Genomic DNA, 19,292 nt, shown 5'->3' on the forward strand with positions numbered 1-19,292 from the left:
TCTTACTCAACCTCAGTGTAGACACCATTCTTCACCTGGTACATGGCAAAACCCACTCCGACGGCCTCGCCCTTTACGTCAAAATGTATCGTTCCAAGGGGAGTCTCCACCTCCTGGGAGCGCAGGGCCTGCCGGACCTTTTCATAATCCGTGGATCCGGCCTTTTCGATGGCGTTGAGAAGCGCCTGTGTTGCGGCATAGGCGTTCAGGAAGAAGGCGCCGGGTTCGGATCCATAGGCCTTCTTGTGGGCCTCATTGGCGGCTATGGCGATGGGGTTGGAGGATGTGTCTCTGGGACCTGTGGCATAGACGCCTTCCGCGTAGGGGCCGGCAACCTTGATGAAGGTGGTGTCCTTGACGCCGTCATCGGAGAGGAAAGCGGTTTTCATGCCCTTCTTGCGCATCTGCATGACGATGGAGGAAGCCTCGGGATGATAGCCGCCGTAAATGACGGCATCGGCTTTGGTCCCCCTGATCTTCTGGACGACTGCCGAATAGTCCACGGCGCCCGGCGTCACCCCTTCAAAGAGGACGACTTCGGCCACACCGGACGCTTCGACGAACTTTTTGGCGAATTCAGCCAGGCCCTTCCCATAATCGCCCTTGTCATGGAGAACGGCGATCCTGCGGGCGTTGAGGCGGTTGAGGGCGAAATCCACCTGCATCTTCGCCTGGGCGTCATCGGGGGCGATGGTCCGGAAGAAATTGGGGTACCGGCCGCTCTGGGTCAGCTCGGGATTCGTAGCCGACGGGGTTATCGCGACGATCCCGGCATCCTTGTAGATCCCTATGGCCGCTTTCGTCGCGCCGCTGCAGATATGGCCGATGACGGCATGGACCTTGGCCGAGACGAGCTTGGCCGCGGTGTTGGCGGCCATTTCCGGCTTGCAGGCATCGTCTTCAACAAGAAGTTTGACCTGCCGCCCCAGAATGCCCCCCTTGGCGTTGATGTCCTTGACCACCAGTTCCGCCGCCTTGACCGTGGGCAGTCCGTAAGAGGCCAGATCGCCGCTGTGAGCCCCGGCGACGCCGATCCGGATGTCGTTTGCCGCAGCGGCTTCCTTTTTCTCTCCGCCGGCGGGCGATTTCCCCTCCTCCCCGGCGCAGCCGGCAAGGGATGCGAGGAGCAGCAGGATCAAGAATCCTGAAAAGATCAGGCTCGAAGAAGAACGATGTAAAAAACGCTTCATGGCAACCTCCTGAAGGGCGCTTGTAAATTTGTTATCCCGCGCAAATGACAGGGTAATCCGAAATTTAAAACCCAGCATTACTACTGAAAAAGTCGGAGGGAGTCAAGGCGAAATCAAGCCTTCAGGAGCCGGTGTCCCGGTGCTTCCTGCGAAAAACGATCCGGATGGGGACTTCTGTAAACCCGAAAGACTCCCGCAGGGAATTGATCAGGAATCGCTCATAGGAAAAATGGATTTCCGCAGGCTTGGCGACAAAGAAGGCGAAGGTGGGCGGTTTGACGGCCACCTGGGTGACGTAGTTGAAGGGGTGCCCCTTTTTCGCGTACTGGGGCGGCGGATTGCGGGTGACAATCTCCGTCATCTTCCGGTTCAGCTCCCCCGTGCCGATCCTGGCCGTGTACTGCCGGTACACCTCCTCCACCTGGGAAAAAATCCGCATGACACGCTGGCCGCTCAGGGCGGAGACGAAGATGATGGGGGCGAAATCCATGAATTTCAGCCGGTCGTGGATGTCCTCGACGTAGCGGCCCACCGTGCTGTTGTCCTTGGCGATCTTATCCCATTTGTTCACCACGACAATGACCGCCCGGCCCTTTTCGAAGGCGAGCCCCGCAATCTTGGTGTCCTGGTCCGTGATCCCCTCCTCCGCGTCGATGAGCAGCAGGGCGATTTCGCAGCGATCCAGGGTCTTCAGGGCCTGGACGACGCTGTACTTTTCGAGCTGAAGGCTGATGCGGCTCTTCTTCCGGATGCCGGCCGTGTCGACGAGCAGATAGTTCCGGCCGCTGAAGGTAAAGGGGGTATCGATGGCGTCCCGGGTCGTTCCCGGTGTGGGGTTGGCGATGGTCCGCTCATAACCGAGAATCTTGTTCAGCAGGGACGATTTGCCCACGTTGGGTTTCCCGATCAGGGCGATCCGGATCCGCTCCCCCGCTTTTTCCTCTTCGCCTTCTTCGGGAGGCTTTCTTGCCGGAGGAAGATATTCCGCCAGGTCATCCATCAGTTCGTCGATGCCCAGGCCATGCTGTGCGGAGATGTCATGGATCCGGGGCGCTCCGAGGCGGTAGAATTCGGGCAGGAAGCCTTCATGGCGGGGGCCGTCAACCTTGTTGACGGCGTAAAAGACGGTTTTCCCCGCTTCCCGCAGCATCGCCGAAATTTCGATGTCGGCGGGGGTCAGGCCGTCCCGCCCATCCATGAGAAAGATCACGAGGTCGGCCTCTTCAATGGCCAGATGGGTCTGTTCGCGCATCTGGATGAGGATGGTCTCCGTGGAAGCGGGTTCGAAGCCTCCCGTGTCGATCAGGGTATACCGGCGTCCGTACCAGCTGCAGTCCGCGTAGTTCCGGTCCCGCGTGGCTCCCGGCACATCGATGACGATGGCCTTGCTTTTATGGGACAGCCGGTTGAACAGCGTGGATTTGCCCACGTTGGGCCTTCCGACGATGGCGACAATGGTGTTTCTTTCCAAAACCTACCCCTTATTGAAATGGTGCGGACGGTCTTTCCCGGCCGGTGTGCCATGGAGAACAGGAGGGAAGTTCCTTTGATGAGGAGCTTCCGGAAGAATGGGCCGGGCAGGAAGATAAAAGCGAAAAATCGGATGATTCCCTTCATCTCCGCACATGGAATTGACGGGATATTTGGCACATCTTGCCGGACAGTTCAAGAGAAAAGAGGGCAACAGGAAAATACGGGCTCTCCGGGCAGCCCGGTCCGCCGTCAGGAAAAAGCGTTCCTTGAATTCTCAGGGGCGACGTCTGTTTCCTGCCTGGACAATCGTCCAGCAAATCAGGCAAATCAGGAGGGCGGTGAGGATCAGGCTGAAGCACAGCAGCGTGCACTGCTCCATGGTCATGAACTGGCGGGAGGGGATCAGGTACCAGCCGTCGCGGTACAGGTCCGTAAAGTATTTCTGCATGGGGCTTAAAACGGCGCCTTCGGGAATGATCGGATAGCTGACGCCGCAGTCTTCCGTGGGTAGAAAGGTGGCGGGAAACCACGAGTGCAAGGGCAGGTGAAAGGGAAACGCCGGCTCCGCACTGCAGCCCTGGACACCGAAAAGATTGCCGCTGCGGTACGCCTCGCCGATCCGGATCAGCGTCAGAGAGTAGTCGATCCCCTTAGTCGCGCCATAGACCGCCGCGCCGTAACCGGCAAGCTTCAGCACGAGAACCCTGGGATTGACGGCGCCGACAGCGCCGCCGACGGCGATACAGGCCATGGCGAAGCGGATGTAGACGCACTGTTCGCACGGCCTCAGGTAGAGCCACCTCTGGAAGACGAGAAACGAGGTGAGGGCAAGGCCGATGCCGATGATCGCCATCAGGACCCATAAAATCCGGCGGTCCTGCAAGGCGGCTATTTTTTCGATCCAATTCATCATGCCTTCTCATGAAACCGGAAGATGGCCCCGGCGGAGGGCTATTTTGCCATCAGTTCCCTGATCTTGGCCGCCATGTCGTCCAGCGACCGGAGGTTTTTCATGGAGAGCAGGTATTTTCCCTTTACGACAAAGGCCGGAATTCCCTGGATCCTGGCGATTTCATACGCACCATCCCAGTCTTTGAGGCGGGCCTGGGTGGCCGGCTCCCGAAGAAGCTTCTGAAATTCCCCGCCGGAAATCCCGGCGGCGTCCAGGCCTGTTTTCAGAAAGCTCTCCGGTCCCCTGTCCCATCGCTCCCTGCTGTCGTGATAGGCTCTGTAGTAGGCGAACTTGGCCTTTTTGAAGGAAGCCCGGTCGTCGAAAAGGCCTAAACCGGCCTTCTCGTCCTTGGTCAGGAGCGATGCGAAGAGTTCGCTTGCCTGGGAGCCGTATCGGCCCCGGGTTTTGAGATGCCAGGGGACGAACCGGATGCCGTCTCTGGCCAGGATCTTTGCCAGGTTGGGGATGACCATCTGGTCGTGCTTGTAGCAGAAGGTGCAGTCGTAGCTGAAGACTTCGATCACGGCCCGGTCCATGCCGGCAACGGGCTTCGCCAGGGTCACATAGTCAACGTCCTCTCGAACGGCCGCGTGCAGCGCCGGCGCCGCAAAGGAAAACGCCGGAAGAAGAAACATGGCCGTGATGAGCGTCAAGAGCCTTTTTCTTCCCGTCAACGTTGTCATAAGCTTTCCTCCCTCCTTGTGTTTAACCTCGGAAATAAATGCAATTCCAAAACCGCCTTTTTTGAAGTGGCGGCTTTTTTTTCACGGGATAAAACCAGGGGTCGGACCCGGATCATTCGCTGTAGCCGAATTCACGGAGCCTTTTGGCGTCCTTCGTCCAGTCCTTTCTCACCCGCACGAAGAGCTCCAGGAAAATCCGGGCCGCAAAGAACTTCTCCATGTCCACCCGGGCTCTTGAACCGATTTCCTTCAGCATGGAGCCTTTCTTTCCGATGAGGATCCCCTTCTGCGATTCCTTTTCCACGTTGATCGTGGCCGAGATGCGGATGAGATTTTTTGCCTCGTCCTCCTTGAAGGAATCGACGACGACGGCCGCGGAATAGGGGATTTCCTTATGGGTCAACAGCAGAATCTTTTCCCGGATCATCTCTGCGGCGACGAATCGCTCGCTGGAGTCCGTCATCATGTCCTCCGGAAAATACCGGGGGCCCTCCGGCAGGTATTTCCAGAGCTCATCGAGAAGAAGGGGAATGCCCTCGCCGGTCAGTGCGGACACCGGGATCATTTCGGCGAAGGGATGCTGGTGGCGGAAGGCCTCCATCTGCGGCAGAAGCTGCTCCCTGCGGATCAGGTCGATCTTGTTCAGGACCAGGAACTTGGGGATGGAGTTTCCCTGCAGGGATTCGAGGATGAGCCGCTCGTCGGGGCCGATCTCCTGCCCCGCTTCCACGACGAGCAGAAGAACATCGGAGTCGGCAAAGGTGTCCGTCGCTGCGCGGACCATGGCCCGGTTCAGCGGCGTTCGGGGCGAATGGATCCCCGGCGTATCCACAAAGATGAACTGGGCGTCTTCCCGGTTGAAGATGCCCAGGATCCGGTTCCGGGTGGTCTGGGGTTTGGAGGTGATGATGGCCAGCTTTTCGCCCAGGATGCCGTTGAGCAGCGTTGATTTTCCCACATTGGGCCTGCCGATGATTCCGATAAAGCCGGATTTGAACATGACGGAAATTTCCCCCTTGCATTTGTTTTTCCATAACATGGAAAAATCGGCCCTGCAACCGGAACGACGTCCTAACAGATCAGGAGGGCTGAAACAGGCGGATATTTTATGGGGGAATGAAGAGCATTGATCAAAAGACAAGAAAAAAGGCAGGACCATTTCTGACCCTGCCTTTCGATATAAACTTATCGTGTGTTTCGTTAGTTTCTAAACCGTCTAAAGGCTCCAGCCAAGCCGATCAAACCAAAACCAAGAAGCATCATCGTGGTGGGTTCGGGAACCGGATTGGGGGCGCCTGGTTCATAGGTCAGGGTGAAATCGGCATAGTCGATAACTGCAGCCCAAGAAGTTGCAGTATTCTCTACCGCGAGAAGAAGATTAAATCCCGTCGTTCCAGAAAGCGCTGCTAATGCAACGGAATCAAGAGCAAAGGTGGTCGTCGACCAGCCGCCAAGTGAAGCAGTGGTGCCATTGGCGACAGCAGTTTCCCAGGTAGTAATATTTCCGCCATCACTGCCGGTTAAGAGGCCAGCATTAACAATGTTCCCATTTCCAAAGTCAAAATAAACCGTCATGATATCACTCGGATCGATATCCCATACCCTAGCCGTCATACTTCCAGAAATCGCCGTTGTAATCTGGTAAGGCAGGTTGTATGTCCAGGAAATGAGCCCTTTGCTGTTCGTTGCAGCACCCGATACCTCACTTCCAGCCTTGAAAACATACCAGTCCATGTTTGTCGTGTCATCATAGGCACTGCGAGTTGCGCCCCAATCTTTATCGCCTGCCGTTACCGTGGATGTTATGGGGACCGCCATGACGACACCGCATAACATAAGACTCGCAACCATTACAATCATAAGTGCAATTAACTTTTTCATTACGTTCTCCTTTCTATTTTTCGTAGTATTTTATAAATCTTCCTGCAATAAGCACTTATCAACATAAACGAAAGCCACGTCCTCGCAGCTCCATAACCAGTTAAAATATTTTCTCACTTCCAACAATTCCATTTAAGCATCATTTCATTATACGCATGAGCATTAATCATGCCTTGTACGTAATATCTTGTTTTATATGGGTAATTTATAATTTATAAAAGTTACTTAAATGAAAATTGTAAACATTTCCGACGAAAATATTTGATGCCAGATGAAGAATTTTGATTCAATATTTTATAATCGCTATGATTTATTATTAATTCAGGAATTGTAAAAGATTAAAACAATTTTATGCGGATTGTCCTGGCTCTTTCAGACCATAATCGGATGCGGTTTGAATATGCTCTGTTTATTCCTTGGAGAAATTCTGCTCTTTTTCAATCTATCGGGTCATGGCATGCAGCATTTTGATGTGCCAGGCAATGCAGGCAAGACTCCATCCCCCTTGTGCCTTTGCAAAACCACGCCTCTGGAAGCTTCTGAATCCCATGACTGCCTTGATGATTCCAAAAACCGGATCCGAGGTTGTCTTGCGTAATCCAGAGACGGCTTTTCCTGCCGTTGTCCGGAGCCGGTGTTTCATCCTTAGTGCCGGCATCGGCATTGTCTGGCAGCGGCGGCGGTTCCTGGAATCGACGCCATAAGGGTTCATTGTAGTCCTCTCGATCGACGGCAATGTAAGGTTTCAATTCTTGCCTTTCACAGGCAGCGACTTTCGACTTGCTGAAGTATCCGCTGTCAGCATCTCCGGGTTGTATGGTTGGGGATTGCGACCGGCATAGGAATCTCTTCAAGAACGAAGGTTGAGTTGTAAAAACAACCTCAACCACAAAGCGGGCACGGTGACCTTCAGGCCACCAGTCTTCGTAGATGTCCTCGGCGTCAATTGACGGCGGAGGCAGAAAAGGCGTCTTTCGGTCACACGGAATAAAGTGTAAGCTCATCCCAGGGACACCCCTGTTTCAAAGAAGAGCGGCTGTATCACATTAAATCGGAAACGTCCGACAAACTCTTAGGGCCACGTTTGCTTTGAACGCTGCTGCATGATTTTTTCTCGGGCTTTTTCTCATATGTTGTTCCTCCTTTGGGGCATTAAAGAGCAGCTTAATCACGTATGCTGTCCAGTTTTTCCTGACCAGCTCTTGACGAAAGGCTGTAAAGGGATGTAGAGAGAGCTTTTTATTGCGCCTGAACAGGACATGACAGGCTCTTTGGGGAGGTTTTACAAGAAGTGAAAAACAGGGGAATCTATACGGGTCTTCTTCTGGTTGCGGTCCTTCTGATCGGGATCTGCGCCTGTGAACAGCAGGAGAGGCGGCAGGCCGTGGACAGGGCGGCCATCCGCGTTTGTTTCAGCCCCGGCGGAGGCTGCACCGAGGCGATCGTTCAGGAGCTGAACCGGGCGACCTCGGAAATCAAGGTGCAGGCCTATTCCTTTACGTCGCGCCCGATTGCCAGGGCGCTGCTCGATGCCCGGAAACGGGGCGTAAAGATCGACGTCATCCTGGACAAATCCAATGCCGAAACGACCAAATACGGGACGGCGAATTTTATGACCAACCGGGGAATCCCGACGTTCATCGACGATCAGCACGCCATTGCGCACAATAAGGTCATGGTGATCGATCAGCAGACGGTTATTACCGGCAGCTTCAATTTTACCAGGGCCGCCGAGGAGAAAAATGCGGAAAATCTGCTCATTATCCGGGACGGGGCGATCGCCGGGCTGTATCTGAAAAACTGGGAGGCGCACAGGGCCCACTCCCACGCCTACCAGAAGCCGTCCGAACCGTCATGACAGAGTGGTAAGGAGGCCTGTGCGATGGAGAACGACGGTTCGGCCGTCGCTCCGGAGCGTCAGCCAGCCTCTGGGATAATCGGGGCTTCCGGCGATCCGGATCCCTTGCAGTCCGAACCGCTTGGTAAGGAACGCGATGTTTTCGTTTTTCTTCCCCCGGAAATCCGAGATGTCCCGCTGGGAGAGAAGAAACGCCACGGTTCGGCCCTCGGGCGCAACGGCGGAAAGCTGGAGCGAGGCCATTTCCCGGAAGATTCCGGCATTCACGAGAGAGCGCAGCGCCGGGGAAAAAGGGCCGGCGACGACATTGCCCGGGAGCTCCATTTCCGGCGTTGTCTGCAGGCCGATCCGGATGACCGCGATGCCCGCCTTTTCCAGGCGGAGCAGGGCATAGCGGGACTGCCGGACGGCTTCGGAGAGGGAAAGGGGGGAATAGCGCCCTTCGTTGTACAGGGCCGCGAGAGCCGTGTCCCGGAAGACCAGGGTCGGATGGAGCCGGACCGTGTCCGGCTGGAGGATGCAGGTGCGGTCGATGGTGGTTGCGAAGGACTGCCGGCTGTCGCCAGGAAGGCCGGCCATCAGGTGTATTCCGATCTCGAACCCTTTCCGGCGCAGGCGTTTCACGGCGGAGAGCACATCTTCCACGGTGTGGCCCCTCCGGGATCGGCGAAGGACGTCCTCAACGAGAGACTGGGCGCCGATTTCCACGGTCTTTACGCCATGACGGCGCAGGAGATCGAGGTTATCCTCGTCAATCTCGTCGGGCCTCGTGGAAATCCGGAGGCTGTCGACCCGGCCTTCCCGCAGAAAGGGCTGGACCATCCTCAGCAGGCGGGTCTGTTCCTCTGCCGCCATTCCGGTGAAGGTCCCTCCGTAGAAGGCGATCTGAACCGGCCGGCAGTCCGGTTTTGAGCGGCCGGAGGAAAGCGCCATGATCTTTTGCAGAGTCTCTTCGGAGAGGGCTCCCGGCGCCACGCCCGTCGCTATACTTTCGTTGCAGTAGATGCAGCGTTGGCGACATCCCTGGTAGGGCAGAAAGATCGGAATGATCCGGGGGGCGGCCATGAAGCTCAGCCTTGCTCATCGGAATTCTGCATCAGGGCATCCAGGGCGGCATGGGCGGCGTTCTGTTCCGCCTCCTTTTTGCTTTTCCCCCTGCCCGTTGTTTCCAGGATCCCGGAAAGGGAAAGGCGGCTCTCGAAGATTTTGTCATGGTCCGGGCCATATTCCCCGATGAGCGCATAGCTGGGAATCTCCTTGAACCGGTTCTGGCTGTACTCCTGGAGGGCCGTCTTGTAGTCCCGGTAGGTCAGGTTGCGGCTTCCTTCTACGATCAGGAGGCTGAAAAGTCCGCGGACCACTTCGCAGGCCCGGTCAAAGCCCCCATCCAGGTAAACGGCGGCGATGACGGCTTCAAGGGTATCGGCCAGGATGGAGGTTTTGGAGCGGCCGCCGGAGCTTTCCTCCCCTTTGCCCAGGAGGAGGCAGCGACCGATCTCGAGTTTCCTGGCGAGATCGGCCAGGGGCTGCTCGTTGACGACGGAGGCCCGCAGTTTGGACAGCTGACCCTCCGAATAGTCCGGGAAGGTTTTCATCAGCAGATCGGTGATGCACAGTTCGAGAACGGCATCTCCCAGAAATTCCATCCGTTCGTTGTCGCCGAAGGAGCATGCCGGGTTCTCGTTGACATAGGAGCGGTGGACGAGGGCATGATCCAGCAGGGAAAGGTCGGCGAAGAGGTGGGAAAGAGCCGTTTCCAGGTTCTTCAGGGCTTGATGGCGCTCTTCGGTCATGGCGAAAGGACCCTCCCCAGGATTCTTGTGCCCTCGAAGCCTTCAAGCCGGACCGTGATCAGGGAGTTGACCTGGGAGGCCCTGCTGTTGATCAGGTGGACCGGAAGATAATTGCCGGAAAACCCCTTCCTCAGGCCGCTGATGCGGTCAATCCGCTCCTCTACGAGAACCTGGAGGGTGCGCCCCTGGAAACGCCGGGCGAAGGTTTCCCGCTTCCGCGAACCAAGATCGCGCAGGATTTCCGCGCGCCTTTTCTTCTCGTCCGGGGGAACCTGATCGGGCATGTCCGCAGCAGGGGTCCCCGGGCGGGGCGAATAGGGGAACACATGGAGATAGGCCACGGGCAGGGATTCGATCAGCTCCCGTGTGTTTTCGAAGGATGCCCGATCCTCTCCGGGAAAGCCGGCGATAACGTCGATGCCGATGGCCAGATCGGGGATCGCCCCCTCGAGATCCACCAGCAGGGCTTTATAAAAGGCGGCGGAATACTGGCGTCCCATCCCGGAGAGGATGGCGTCGTCGCCGCTCTGGAGCGGGATGTGGAGATGGGGGCAGATCAGGCTGGATTTCCGCAGCAGCGAAATCAGGTCATCCGAAATTTCGGTGGGCTCAATGGAGCTCAGGCGGAGTCGCTCCAGCGGCCTTTCCCTTTCGATCCGCTTCAAAAGGTCGACAAGGGAGGTTTCCGGCGAGAGATCCTGCCCGTAAGCCCCGAGGTGAATTCCAGTCAGGACGGCCTCCCGGTATCCCGCCCGGCCGAGGAGATTCAGCTTCTCCAGGACCCCGTCCTGCGAGAGGCTCCGGCTTCTTCCCCTGGCGGATGGAATGATGCAGTAGCGGCACCAGGCGTTGCAGCCGTCCTGGATCTTCAGGAAGGCCCGGGTGTGATCCTGAAAGCGACTCACAGGCAGGGAAGCAAAGGGCCGGACCGGAGAAATGTCCCCGACACGGATTTCCCGGCCGTTTTTTTCCAGGCTGCCGAGCAGATCGGGGATCCGATCCTTCTCTCCATGACCTGCAATCAGGGAAACGCCGGGGATTTCGGCAATTTCATCCGGCGCGGTCTGGGCGTAGCATCCGGTGACCACGATGAGGGCCTCGGGATTTTTCCGGATCGCCTGCCGGATGATCTGCCGGGACTGGTAGTTGGTCCGGGCCGTTACGGTGCAGGTGTTGATGATGTAGCAATCCGCTGTTTCCGAAAAGGGGACGAGGGCATGGCCTGAACGCGCCAGGGCCTCCCCGATTCCCGCCGATTCGTACTGGTTCACTTTGCAGCCCAGTGTGGCGATTGCGACCCTGGACAACGGGCGTTCCGATTTCAATTCCTGCTCCTTTCCGGATTCGATCCGGATGGACTCTTATCATCCTGAAAGAGTTTGTCAAGACGAAAGGAGAGCTGGATTTTATTACAAAAGCGCGGTAATCACAATGCGAGGATCAAAGAGAACTTTTAAGATGAAGCGATTCTGCTTTTGGAGATGGCCATGGATTCCCTGTTAGCTTACCTTTCGTCCCATCATACCGCCTTGATGCTGATTCTTGCCGCGGCGGTTCTGATCTGCTACTTCATCTTCAATCGGCTGATCAAGCTCGCCCTGTTCTGCGTCCTTATCGTTCTGGCCATCGCAGGATATCACTACCTGAAGGAGCCGGGCCGGTCTTCGAAGGACGTGGGGGAATTCTGGCAGAAGACCAGGGTGAAGGCGGAAAAAATCGTGGAGACCGGCAAAAAAACGTACGAAACGGGAAAGGTTGTCTACGAGAAGGGGAGGAAGTTTACCGAGGGCATGGATTCCCTGACGGGAAAGGAGAAAGAGAAACAGCCGAGCAGGTAAATGAGAACGTCTCAAGCCGCGGCGGGCATTCGTCGGGGGGGGGGACGTTCCGGTCCCCGGTCAGAACCCCAGGTTGATCTCCATCGCCCTCGCCGGGCAGGCGGTCACACAGAGGCCGCAGCCGTTGCAGACTTCCGGATCGAAGGAGACCTTCATGGTGACCGGGTCCATGGACAGGGCGCCGGTGGGGCAGAAGGAGGTGCAGGCACCGCAGTGCACGCATTTTTCCGTGTTGTGACTGACACTCTTGGACAGGGGTTCGACCCGCAGGCCCTTTTCCTGGAGAAAGCGGACCCCCGCATCAAAGTTGTCCTTTTCGCCGCTCAGCTCCAGGACGATGACGCCTTCCCGCCGGGGGAAGATCCTGGCCTTGAGGATGTTGAAGATCAGATCATACTTTTTGACCAGCTGGTAGATGATCGGCTGTTCGACAATGCCGGCGGAATAGTGGACAATGACCTTTTTGGAATACATGCTTTCAAGCCTCTTTCCGAATGTGATACAAGGCCTTTCTTATCGACTACTTTCTTCGGCTTGTCAAGAAATGCATGGCCTTACGGCATGTAAAATTTGAGATTGATAAGGCCGGTTTCGACTGAGGCACATCAATCTACGTGAATGTTAATCACCGAGTTTTCCTTCCGTTCTCGATCTGTTCCACAATTTTTTTCACCAGGCGATAGTAACGATTCGATACAACACTCGATGACAAATTGTTTGCCAACGCTGCAGCCGGTGTGTTTATTCGGGGAGAGAATTGGTAAACCTCCATAAAATCAAATAATCCTGTATCTATCACTTTGAGACTATCTTGAAATTCGGCTTCTGTCTCACCTGGAAAACCCACAATGATCTGGGATCGAATCTGTAGAGAGGGACATGCCTTCTTAAGCGCATCATAGGCGGCACAACAGGATTCGACTGTATAATTTCTATTCATCAGTTTTAGAATTCTGTTGTTACCGGATTGAATCGCCGAAGTCATATGTACAATTCTGCCTGTTTTAAAAATGGGAACCAAGTCTGGCAACTTGAACGTCAAGAACTGCGGATGGACATTTCTAAGCCGAATACGAAAGTCTCCGGGGATGGAAAGAATTTCATTCAAGAGATCCACAAACGTGGCGTTACGATCAACACCATAGCTGCCCGAATCCGTTGCTAGAAGCGCAATATCTGAGTAGCCCTCCATCAAGCCCTTTCTTACCTCCTGTAAAATGTTTTCTATCGGCTTGCTGTGAATAGGCCCTCGTGATAGTCTCACGGCGCAGTAGGAGCAACGATGTACGCAACCTGTAGCGATTTTGATGAAATAATGGCGGGGATTGGAGATATCTCTTTCACGCCCATACCTGGAATATCGTTTATTAAGCAAAAGATGATACAACGTAAAATATGGATCAATTAGCTTATTGAATCGATTAATACTTTTGATACTGATATTTTTATAGGTGGTGATTGGAAGCAAATAATTAGCACAAGGATAATTCCTTGATTGATCGGCATTTATCAATTTTGAAAAAGATTTAATATCATCCGATCCGAACGTAATATCCTCATAGATCCCTTCAAGAGCTGCGGGGTTAATTCTTGGAAGGCAGCCGCAGACAATAAGACGACAACTTTTCTTCTTTTTCTTTCTTATATCTTTGATGATTTCTAGAGATGTCATTTCGTTGGCATCCGTCAGGCCGCAAGCGTTGAAAAGGATTAAATCGGCATTGGAGACATCTGAAGAAACATCCCGACCTTGACTGCGCCACAATTCCAGCATACTGGCAGCGTCAAGCCGATTTTCAGGGCACCCGTTTGTTAAAAACACTGCACTTCTGGTAGATTGATCTTTGTCGTTCATAATCACTTTTATCAGAATGAGTTTTAAATATGGGAGAGTTATGTCCTGATTAGGGCAGGAAAATCTGGCCGGATCAACAAACGGCGGAACAATGCCCAATCATGAAGTGCATTAGCATATTTTAAGCCACCAAACGTAGTCGAACCATAATAGAGTCATTTAAATTGGATTTTGAAAGCCGCATCTCTCCATACGTGACCGGTCACCAAAGACGCTCCATGGACGGTGTCATCGCGGGCTTTACCATGACCATCCTTATTGATACGTGCCATCCTGTTTGATGTTGATCAGGGAATCCCAGGCCATGGAAGAGAAGGTCTCATGGAGGGAATGGTCGTCAACAACCCGGTTATAACTCAGGTTGAGAAAAACCTGTTCGGCGATCTCCCGCACCGGTTCCGGGGGGACGACGTCGTCCCCGCTGCCGTGAAAGAGGGCCGTCGGGACACAGAGGCGCCGGTTCAGGTAAGGGGCAAATCCGGGAAGACTCAGGGCCGGCGCCAGCAGGACGAGCTTACGAACCCGCTCCTCCTGTTCGCAGGCGAAGATCGCGGCCATCAGCCCGCCGTAACTCGATCCCACCAGGATCAGGTCCGCTTTTCCTTCCAGCCGCTTCCTCAGGGTCTCCATTCGTTGCTCCAGGGACCCGAAATAATCTTCAATGATCATGTCGGGATAACGCTCCCGGAAATAGCGGCCTTTGTCACCCTGGCTGCTGCTTTCCAGGCCGTGGATAAAAACGCGCGTCATGACGGATTTTCCTTTCCACCTCAGAGTTCGAAGGGCACTCCGCGCTCCAGGGCGATAGCCTTCAGGCTGTCGAATACAGGTTCTTCCAGAGGGACGCCCGATGATTTGTGTTTTTCGTAGAGTTCGTATTCCTTCTCTCCGTGGATATAGATCCGCTCCTGGCCTTCGGCCTTTTCCGATTCCTTGAGGCGGTCGATGAGGTCGTCCATTTTTTCCTGAAAAACGTCCAGTTCCACGAAATTCTCGATGTTCAGGGCCATGAAGAAGTGAGCGACCCGGGCAGGCTGACCTTCGCCGCCGGGACCTTTGACATCGACCATGTCGGCATAGGCTCCCCCTGAAAGGACGCCGCAGAGAATGTCCACCAGAAGGGCGATGCCGTACCCCTTGTAACCTCCGTAAAGCTCCCCTTCGCCGCCGAGGGGAAGAATGCCCCCGCCCAGGCGGGCGACCATGTTTTTCAGAACCCTCGTGGCGTCCGTCGTCGTCAGGCCGCTGGAGTCCACGGCCCACCCCGCGGGCATGTCCCTGTCCATCCGGTCGTAGACCTCCAGCTTTCCGCGGGGCACCACCGAGGTGGCCATGTCCAGGAAAAAGGGCAGGTTCCGTTTCGTCGGTGCGGTGAGGCTGATGGGATTCGTGCCGATGATCATCTTTCTCCCGAAGGTCGGCACGACGAGGGGCGCCGTATTGGTCATGGAGATTCCCAGGAGGCCTGCTTCCAGCATCATCTGCGTATAGTAGCCCGCGATGCCGTAGTGATTTGAATTGCGCACCGCGACAATGCCGACGCCGGTTTTTTTGGCTTTTTCAATCGCCATCCCGGTTGAGAAATGCCCTGTGATCTGCCCCAGGCCCGCCCGGCCGTCGACCGTGGCGGTGGACGGGGCTTCGCGCACCACCCAGGGCTCGCTGTGGGGCAGGATGGTGCCGTTGGTCATGCCGTCCACATAACGGCGAAGGCGCGCCACGCCATGGGATGAAACGCCTCGCAGATCGGCGAGGACGAGGTTGTCGGCGCAGATGAGGGCATTCTCCCGGCTGATTCCGAAGCTGGAGAACACATCCTGAACGAATTGCAGCAAGTCCGAATCGTTGACATATCGGGTCATTGGGGAATCCTCTTCATTTTTTTTCGGCTTCTGTCCGTCTCCCCGGTTTCCTGCTGGATCTCGCGGATTACCGGCCGGGGGCCGGAAACGAAGAAGCGGTCTTCAGGAAAATTGCCCGTCAAACTACCTGAGATTTCGGATATTATCAAGTGGATTCAGGCACCCCGGAGAAGTCGAACCTTCAACGCTTCACGCCTTGACAGAAACGGGATAATGTGATTTTATCCTTGTCCATTCATAGCGCATAAGGGGAGGCCGTAACTTCGGCCTGAGAGTTCCGCAGGTGCAGAGCGGAAGACCCTCACAACCTGATCCGGGTAATGCCGGCGGAGGGAGTGCAAGAGAACATGGAGCCCTTATGCCTCGATTTTCAAGCATAAGGGCTTTTTTATTCGAGGCTGAACATGAACGGAAGAAACACGCGCGATCTGACGGATCGCCATCTCTATCTTGTCCTCACCGAGGAGTACGGAACAGGCAGGCCCCTGATGTTCGTTGCCGAAGAGGCGATAGCCGGGGGGGTCGATATCCTCCAGATGCGGGAGAAATCCAGGCCGCGATCCGATCTTATCCAACTGGGAAGCGGACTGGCCGCGCTCTGCCGGAAGAGCGGGGTGACCTTCATCGTCAACGACGATCCCTTCCTTGCCGCTGAACTGGACGCCGACGGGGTCCACCTGGGGCAGGAGGATCTTCAGACGTATTCCGTGGACACGGCGCGGAAAATCATCGGAAAGGATCGGATTCTCGGCCTTTCCACCCATTCCCTTGAGCAGTTCCGCCGGGCCTGTGACCTGGACGCCGATTATCTCGCCTTCGGCCCCATCTTTCCCACCCGGACCAAGGACTATTCCATCGGGACGGGGGACGTGGCGGAAGTCCTGCGCATCGCTTCGACACCCGTGGTCTTGATCGGGGGCGTCAATACGTCCAACCTGGATCTCCTGCTGTCGGAAGGGGCCTCTTCCGTCGCTCTGATCCGCGACATCATGCAGGCGGAGGATGTCGCGTCCCGGACGCGGTGGTACAAGGATCGCCTGAAAAAGGGCGCAGGGAGGTGACGCGTGAAGGTGAGAGTCAACGGTCGGGAGGAGAGCCTTCCGGATGGGAACGTGACGCTGCAGGAGCTGGTGGAGACCCGGGGGTTGGTTCCGGAGCGGGTTGTGGTCGAGCTGAACCTCGAAGTCATCCCCCGCGAACACTGGCCGACGGTCTCCCTGCAGGCGGAGGATTCGGTGGAACTGGTCAGCTTTGTCGGAGGGGGATAGGAATGGAAGATCTGCTGGAGATCGGAGGAAAGAAGATCGCCTGCCGCCTTTTCCTGGGGACGGGCAAATACGCCGGCAACGCGCAGATGCGCGAGGCCCTGCTGGCCGCGCAGGCCGATGTGGTCACCGTCGCCCTGCGAAGGGTGGAGAGCGGTGCGATGGCGGAGAGCATCCTGGATTATATCCCGCCGTCCTGCACCGTCATGATCAACACCTCCGGCGCCCGGAATGCCGCCGAAGCGGTTCGCATCGCCCGGCTGGCCAGGGCCTCCGGGGCGGGAGACTGGATCAAGATCGAGGTCATCGCCGACAGCAGGTATCTCCTTCCCGACAATCTGGAAACCCTGAAAGCGACGGAAACTCTCGTCAAGGAAGGCTTTATCACCTTTCCCTACATGAGCCCGGACCTCTCCATGGCCCGGCGGATGGCCGACTGCGGCGCGGCGGCCGTGATGCCCCTGGGCTCGCCCATCGGCACGAACCGGGGGGTGAGGACCCGGGAGCTGGTGGAAATTCTGATCCGGGAAATTTCGGTGCCGATTATCGTCGATGCGGGGCTGGGGAAGCCCTCCGACGCGTGCCAGTGCATGGAGATGGGATGCGCCGCCGTGATGGTCAATACCGCCGTTGCCGTTGCCCCGGATCCCGTGGAATTCGCCAGGGCCTTCAGCCTGGCGGTGAAGGCGGGCAGGCTGGCCTACCGGACCGGGATGCCCGGAAGCGCCGCCGAGGCCAGGGCCTCTTCACCCCTGACGGGTTTTTTGAGGGATCATGACTGAGTTTCTGTCAAAAAGCTTTTACGATACCTACCTTGCTTGCCGGGAACGGGACTGGGGCGAAGCCCTTGCCGCCGCTTCCGGGGCGGATGTCGAACAGGCCCTTCGGCGGGTGCATCTTTCCTTTTCCGATTTTCTCGCCCTCCTTTCCCCGGCCGCCGAAGCCCACCTGGAGCCGATGGCGCAGAAGGCCCGGGCGCTGACGCTGAGGTATTTCGGACGGACGATCCAGCTGTACGCGCCCATCTACGTGTCGGATTACTGCGAAAACTCCTGCCTCTACTGCAGCTTCAGTTCGAGAAACCGGCGCAAACGGAAAAAACTGAGCCTGGAGGAGATCGATCGCGAGGCGGCCTTTATTGCCGGCACGGGGTTGCAGCACATTCTTCTGCTGACGGGGGAATCGAAGAAGGAAAGCCCTGTGGGTTATCTCCGGGATTGCGTCCAGGTTCTCAGAAGGCATTTCTCTTCGGTGGCCATCGAGGTTTACCCCCTGTCGGAGGAAGACTATGCCGGCCTGGTGGCGGAGGGCGTCGACGGCTTGACCCTTTACCAGGAAACCTATGACGAAAGTCTGTACCGGGTTCTCCACCCCGCTGGGCCGAAGCGGAATTTCCGCTATCGCCTGGAGGCGCCGGAGCGGGGCGCCGCGGCCCGGATGAGGCAGGTCAATATCGGGGCTCTTCTCGGACTGGCGGATTGGCGAAGGGAGATCCTGATGGTCGGGCTCCACGCCCGTTACCTCCAGGACCGGTTCCCCGAGGTCGAGATCGGGGCCTCCGTGCCAAGGCTGAGGCCCTTTGCCGGCGCCTTTCAGGGCTCGTGCGAAGTCGGCGACCGGAACATCGTTCAGGCGATTCTGGCCCTGCGGCTCTTTCTGCCCCGGCTGGGCATCGCCCTTTCCACCCGGGAGGACTCCTGTTTCCGCGATTCCCTGATTCCCCTGGGCATTACCCGGATGTCGGCCGGCTCCTGCACCAGCGTCGGCGGCTACACCGTTCCGGACGAGGCGGAAGACGCCTTTGCGCAGTTCGAGATTGCCGATTCACGGAGCATTCCGGAGATGATGGCCCGGCTTCGCGAAAAGGGCTACGATCCGGTGTTAAAGGACTGGATTTTTGGATTATGACGATTATCGAAGCGTTTCACGAGCATCTCATCGGGAAGATCGGCCGGGAAAAATTCGACCGGCTCCGGACGATCCGGGTCGGCATCGCCGGGGCCGGCGGCCTGGGGTCGAACTGTGCCGCCCACCTCGTGCGGGTCGGATTCCGCAGCCTGAAGCTGGTTGATTTCGACGTGGTCGAGGCGGGAAACCTGGACCGCCAGTTTTACTTCGCCGACCAGGTGGGGATGCGGAAGGTCGAGGCCCTCCGCCAGAACCTCCTTCGGATCGCCTCCGACCTGGAACTGGAGATCGAGGACCGGAAAATCGAGAAAGATTCGGTAGGCGCCCTGTTCTCCGATTGCGCCGTGGTGGCGGAGTGCCTGGACCGCCCCGAAGACAAAAGCCTCCTCGTTTCCGAACTGCTCATGCTGAAGAAATTCGTGGTGGCGGTTTCCGGGCTTGGCGGCTACGGATCAAGCGATGCCATCCGGCTGCATCCCGTCCGGGAGAACTTCGTCCTCATCGGGGATCTGCAATCCGATATCGCCTTCCGGCCCGCGATTTCCCCGAGGGTTTCCATTGCCGCCGCCAAGCAGGCCGACGTGATCCTGGAGCACGTGCTGTCCGGGGATTGAAGGGACAGGGCTTTGCCGGCCCCCGTATCCGCTAATCCGTTGACAGGAACCCGCCGTTTCCCTATACTTTCCCTACGTAAATCCAAGCCTTTTCTGAAAATCTCCAGATGAAACTCCCCC

General features: G+C 56.6%; 21 protein-coding genes and 1 riboswitch. Of the genes, 7 read left to right on the plus strand and 14 right to left on the minus strand.

All coding sequences use genetic code 11. The features are described 5' to 3' along the window. Positions 1-2: 2 nt before the first annotated feature. From AB3175_RS09925 to AB3175_RS09955, 7 genes are all read right to left on the minus strand, one after another. Positions 3-1,190, minus strand: a complete 1,188-nt coding sequence (locus AB3175_RS09925) for a branched-chain amino acid ABC transporter substrate-binding protein (RefSeq protein ID WP_367360781.1) — start codon at positions 1,188-1,190, stop codon at positions 3-5. A gap of 121 nt (positions 1,191-1,311) precedes the next feature. Then, a complete protein-coding gene (der, locus tag AB3175_RS09930; protein WP_367360782.1) occupies positions 1,312-2,661 on the minus strand; it encodes a ribosome biogenesis GTPase Der in 1,350 nt (449 codons plus the stop codon). Between the two features lie 276 nt (positions 2,662-2,937). Next, a complete protein-coding gene (gene dsbI / locus AB3175_RS09935) occupies positions 2,938-3,576 on the minus strand; it encodes a protein-disulfide oxidoreductase DsbI (protein ID WP_367360783.1) in 639 nt (212 codons plus the stop codon). A 38-nt stretch (positions 3,577-3,614) separates the two neighbouring features. Further along, the gene (locus tag AB3175_RS09940; RefSeq protein ID WP_367360784.1) at positions 3,615-4,298 is read right to left on the minus strand and encodes a thiol:disulfide interchange protein DsbA/DsbL; all 684 of its coding nucleotides are present in this window, start codon (positions 4,296-4,298) and stop codon (positions 3,615-3,617) included. 112 nt (positions 4,299-4,410) lie between these two features. After that, complete coding sequence (gene era / locus AB3175_RS09945; RefSeq protein ID WP_367360785.1) at positions 4,411-5,298, minus strand: GTPase Era; 888 nt, start codon at positions 5,296-5,298, stop codon at positions 4,411-4,413. 200 nt (positions 5,299-5,498) lie between these two features. Next, on the minus strand, positions 5,499-6,179 hold the full coding sequence (locus AB3175_RS09950; RefSeq protein WP_367360786.1) for a PEP-CTERM sorting domain-containing protein: 681 nt from the start codon (positions 6,177-6,179) through the stop codon (positions 5,499-5,501). A gap of 442 nt (positions 6,180-6,621) precedes the next feature. Further along, complete coding sequence (locus tag AB3175_RS09955) at positions 6,622-6,891, minus strand: transposase (protein WP_367360787.1); 270 nt, start codon at positions 6,889-6,891, stop codon at positions 6,622-6,624. Positions 6,892-7,470: 579 nt separating this feature from the next. Here AB3175_RS09955 and AB3175_RS09960 point away from each other — a divergent pair. Next, positions 7,471-8,037, plus strand: coding sequence for a phospholipase D family protein (locus tag AB3175_RS09960; RefSeq protein ID WP_367360788.1), 567 nt, complete (start codon positions 7,471-7,473; stop codon positions 8,035-8,037). Here AB3175_RS09960 and AB3175_RS09965 read toward each other — a convergent pair. From AB3175_RS09965 to mtaB, 3 genes are read right to left on the minus strand one after another with little or no spacing between them, the layout of a single operon-like run. After that, positions 8,032-9,102 (minus strand): elongator complex protein 3, encoded by a 1,071-nt coding sequence (locus tag AB3175_RS09965; RefSeq protein WP_367360789.1) that lies wholly within the window; start codon positions 9,100-9,102, stop codon positions 8,032-8,034. The genes AB3175_RS09960 and AB3175_RS09965 overlap by 6 nt on opposite strands. A 5-nt stretch (positions 9,103-9,107) precedes the next feature. Continuing rightward, positions 9,108-9,830 (minus strand): ribonuclease III, encoded by a 723-nt coding sequence (rnc, locus tag AB3175_RS09970; RefSeq protein ID WP_367360790.1) that lies wholly within the window; start codon positions 9,828-9,830, stop codon positions 9,108-9,110. Beyond that, a complete protein-coding gene (gene mtaB / locus AB3175_RS09975) occupies positions 9,827-11,155 on the minus strand; it encodes a tRNA (N(6)-L-threonylcarbamoyladenosine(37)-C(2))-methylthiotransferase MtaB (RefSeq protein ID WP_367360791.1) in 1,329 nt (442 codons plus the stop codon). The genes rnc and mtaB overlap by 4 nt, the downstream gene beginning before the upstream one ends. A gap of 162 nt (positions 11,156-11,317) precedes the next feature. On the opposite strand from mtaB, the gene AB3175_RS09980 reads away from it, so the two are divergent. Continuing rightward, complete coding sequence (locus AB3175_RS09980) at positions 11,318-11,668, plus strand: hypothetical protein (RefSeq protein ID WP_367360792.1); 351 nt, start codon at positions 11,318-11,320, stop codon at positions 11,666-11,668. Between the two features lie 60 nt (positions 11,669-11,728). Here the strand turns inward: AB3175_RS09980 and AB3175_RS09985 are convergent, their stop codons facing one another. The 4 genes from AB3175_RS09985 to AB3175_RS10000 all read right to left on the minus strand — a co-directional run bounded on the left by AB3175_RS09985 (position 11,729) and on the right by AB3175_RS10000 (position 15,385). Next, on the minus strand, positions 11,729-12,142 hold the full coding sequence (locus tag AB3175_RS09985) for a 4Fe-4S binding protein (protein WP_367360793.1): 414 nt from the start codon (positions 12,140-12,142) through the stop codon (positions 11,729-11,731). Positions 12,143-12,293: 151 nt separating this feature from the next. After that, on the minus strand, positions 12,294-13,523 hold the full coding sequence (locus tag AB3175_RS09990) for a radical SAM protein (RefSeq protein WP_367360794.1): 1,230 nt from the start codon (positions 13,521-13,523) through the stop codon (positions 12,294-12,296). Positions 13,524-13,778: 255 nt separating this feature from the next. Next, a complete protein-coding gene (locus AB3175_RS09995; RefSeq protein ID WP_367360795.1) occupies positions 13,779-14,273 on the minus strand; it encodes an alpha/beta hydrolase in 495 nt (164 codons plus the stop codon). Between the two features lie 20 nt (positions 14,274-14,293). Further along, positions 14,294-15,385, minus strand: coding sequence for an Ldh family oxidoreductase (locus AB3175_RS10000; protein ID WP_367360796.1), 1,092 nt, complete (start codon positions 15,383-15,385; stop codon positions 14,294-14,296). A 237-nt stretch (positions 15,386-15,622) separates the two neighbouring features. Next, positions 15,623-15,736, plus strand: a riboswitch (TPP riboswitch). Between the two features lie 53 nt (positions 15,737-15,789). Here AB3175_RS10000 and thiE point away from each other — a divergent pair. Genes thiE through thiF form a run of 5 tightly spaced genes read left to right on the plus strand, consistent with a single transcriptional unit; the run spans position 15,790 to position 19,172 of the window. Continuing rightward, positions 15,790-16,446 (plus strand): thiamine phosphate synthase, encoded by a 657-nt coding sequence (thiE, locus tag AB3175_RS10005; protein WP_367360797.1) that lies wholly within the window; start codon positions 15,790-15,792, stop codon positions 16,444-16,446. Positions 16,447-16,449: 3 nt separating this feature from the next. Next, positions 16,450-16,653 (plus strand): sulfur carrier protein ThiS, encoded by a 204-nt coding sequence (gene thiS / locus AB3175_RS10010; protein ID WP_367360798.1) that lies wholly within the window; start codon positions 16,450-16,452, stop codon positions 16,651-16,653. 2 nt (positions 16,654-16,655) lie between these two features. Beyond that, a complete protein-coding gene (locus tag AB3175_RS10015) occupies positions 16,656-17,432 on the plus strand; it encodes a thiazole synthase (protein ID WP_367360799.1) in 777 nt (258 codons plus the stop codon). Further along, positions 17,425-18,558: a 2-iminoacetate synthase ThiH gene (thiH, locus tag AB3175_RS10020; protein ID WP_367360800.1), complete on the plus strand. Its 1,134-nt coding sequence runs from the start codon at positions 17,425-17,427 to the stop codon at positions 18,556-18,558. The genes AB3175_RS10015 and thiH overlap by 8 nt, the downstream gene beginning before the upstream one ends. Then, a complete protein-coding gene (gene thiF / locus AB3175_RS10025) occupies positions 18,555-19,172 on the plus strand; it encodes a sulfur carrier protein ThiS adenylyltransferase ThiF (RefSeq protein ID WP_367360801.1) in 618 nt (205 codons plus the stop codon). Before thiH ends, thiF begins: the two co-directional genes overlap by 4 nt. The last annotated feature ends 120 nt before the right edge of the window (positions 19,173-19,292 follow it).

Origin of the sequence: Syntrophus sp. (in: bacteria) (assembly GCF_040768185.1) — a bacterium.
Lineage (GTDB): Bacteria > Desulfobacterota > Syntrophia > Syntrophales > Syntrophaceae > Syntrophus > Syntrophus buswellii.

Bases quoted from the DNA above. Each gene is read 5' to 3' on its own strand.
- AB3175_RS09925 (WP_367360781.1), bottom strand. From the start codon at position 1,190: ATGAAGCGTTTTTTACATCGTTCTTCTTCGAGCCTGATCTTTTCAGGA.
- dsbI (WP_367360783.1), bottom strand. From the start codon at position 3,576: ATGATGAATTGGATCGAAAAAATAGCCGCCTTGCAGGACCGCCGGATT.
- AB3175_RS09940 (WP_367360784.1), bottom strand. From the start codon at position 4,298: ATGACAACGTTGACGGGAAGAAAAAGGCTCTTGACGCTCATCACGGCC.
- era (WP_367360785.1), bottom strand. From the start codon at position 5,298: ATGTTCAAATCCGGCTTTATCGGAATCATCGGCAGGCCCAATGTGGGA.
- AB3175_RS09950 (WP_367360786.1), bottom strand. From the start codon at position 6,179: ATGAAAAAGTTAATTGCACTTATGATTGTAATGGTTGCGAGTCTTATG.
- AB3175_RS09955 (WP_367360787.1), bottom strand. From the start codon at position 6,891: ATGAACCCTTATGGCGTCGATTCCAGGAACCGCCGCCGCTGCCAGACA.
- AB3175_RS09965 (WP_367360789.1), bottom strand. From the start codon at position 9,102: ATGGCCGCCCCCCGGATCATTCCGATCTTTCTGCCCTACCAGGGATGT.
- rnc (WP_367360790.1), bottom strand. From the start codon at position 9,830: ATGACCGAAGAGCGCCATCAAGCCCTGAAGAACCTGGAAACGGCTCTT.
- AB3175_RS09980 (WP_367360792.1), top strand. From the start codon at position 11,318: ATGGATTCCCTGTTAGCTTACCTTTCGTCCCATCATACCGCCTTGATG.
- AB3175_RS09985 (WP_367360793.1), bottom strand. From the start codon at position 12,142: ATGTATTCCAAAAAGGTCATTGTCCACTATTCCGCCGGCATTGTCGAA.
- AB3175_RS09990 (WP_367360794.1), bottom strand. From the start codon at position 13,523: ATGAACGACAAAGATCAATCTACCAGAAGTGCAGTGTTTTTAACAAAC.
- AB3175_RS09995 (WP_367360795.1), bottom strand. From the start codon at position 14,273: ATGACGCGCGTTTTTATCCACGGCCTGGAAAGCAGCAGCCAGGGTGAC.
- AB3175_RS10000 (WP_367360796.1), bottom strand. From the start codon at position 15,385: ATGACCCGATATGTCAACGATTCGGACTTGCTGCAATTCGTTCAGGAT.
- thiE (WP_367360797.1), top strand. From the start codon at position 15,790: ATGAACGGAAGAAACACGCGCGATCTGACGGATCGCCATCTCTATCTT.
- AB3175_RS10015 (WP_367360799.1), top strand. From the start codon at position 16,656: ATGGAAGATCTGCTGGAGATCGGAGGAAAGAAGATCGCCTGCCGCCTT.
- thiH (WP_367360800.1), top strand. From the start codon at position 17,425: ATGACTGAGTTTCTGTCAAAAAGCTTTTACGATACCTACCTTGCTTGC.
- thiF (WP_367360801.1), top strand. From the start codon at position 18,555: ATGACGATTATCGAAGCGTTTCACGAGCATCTCATCGGGAAGATCGGC.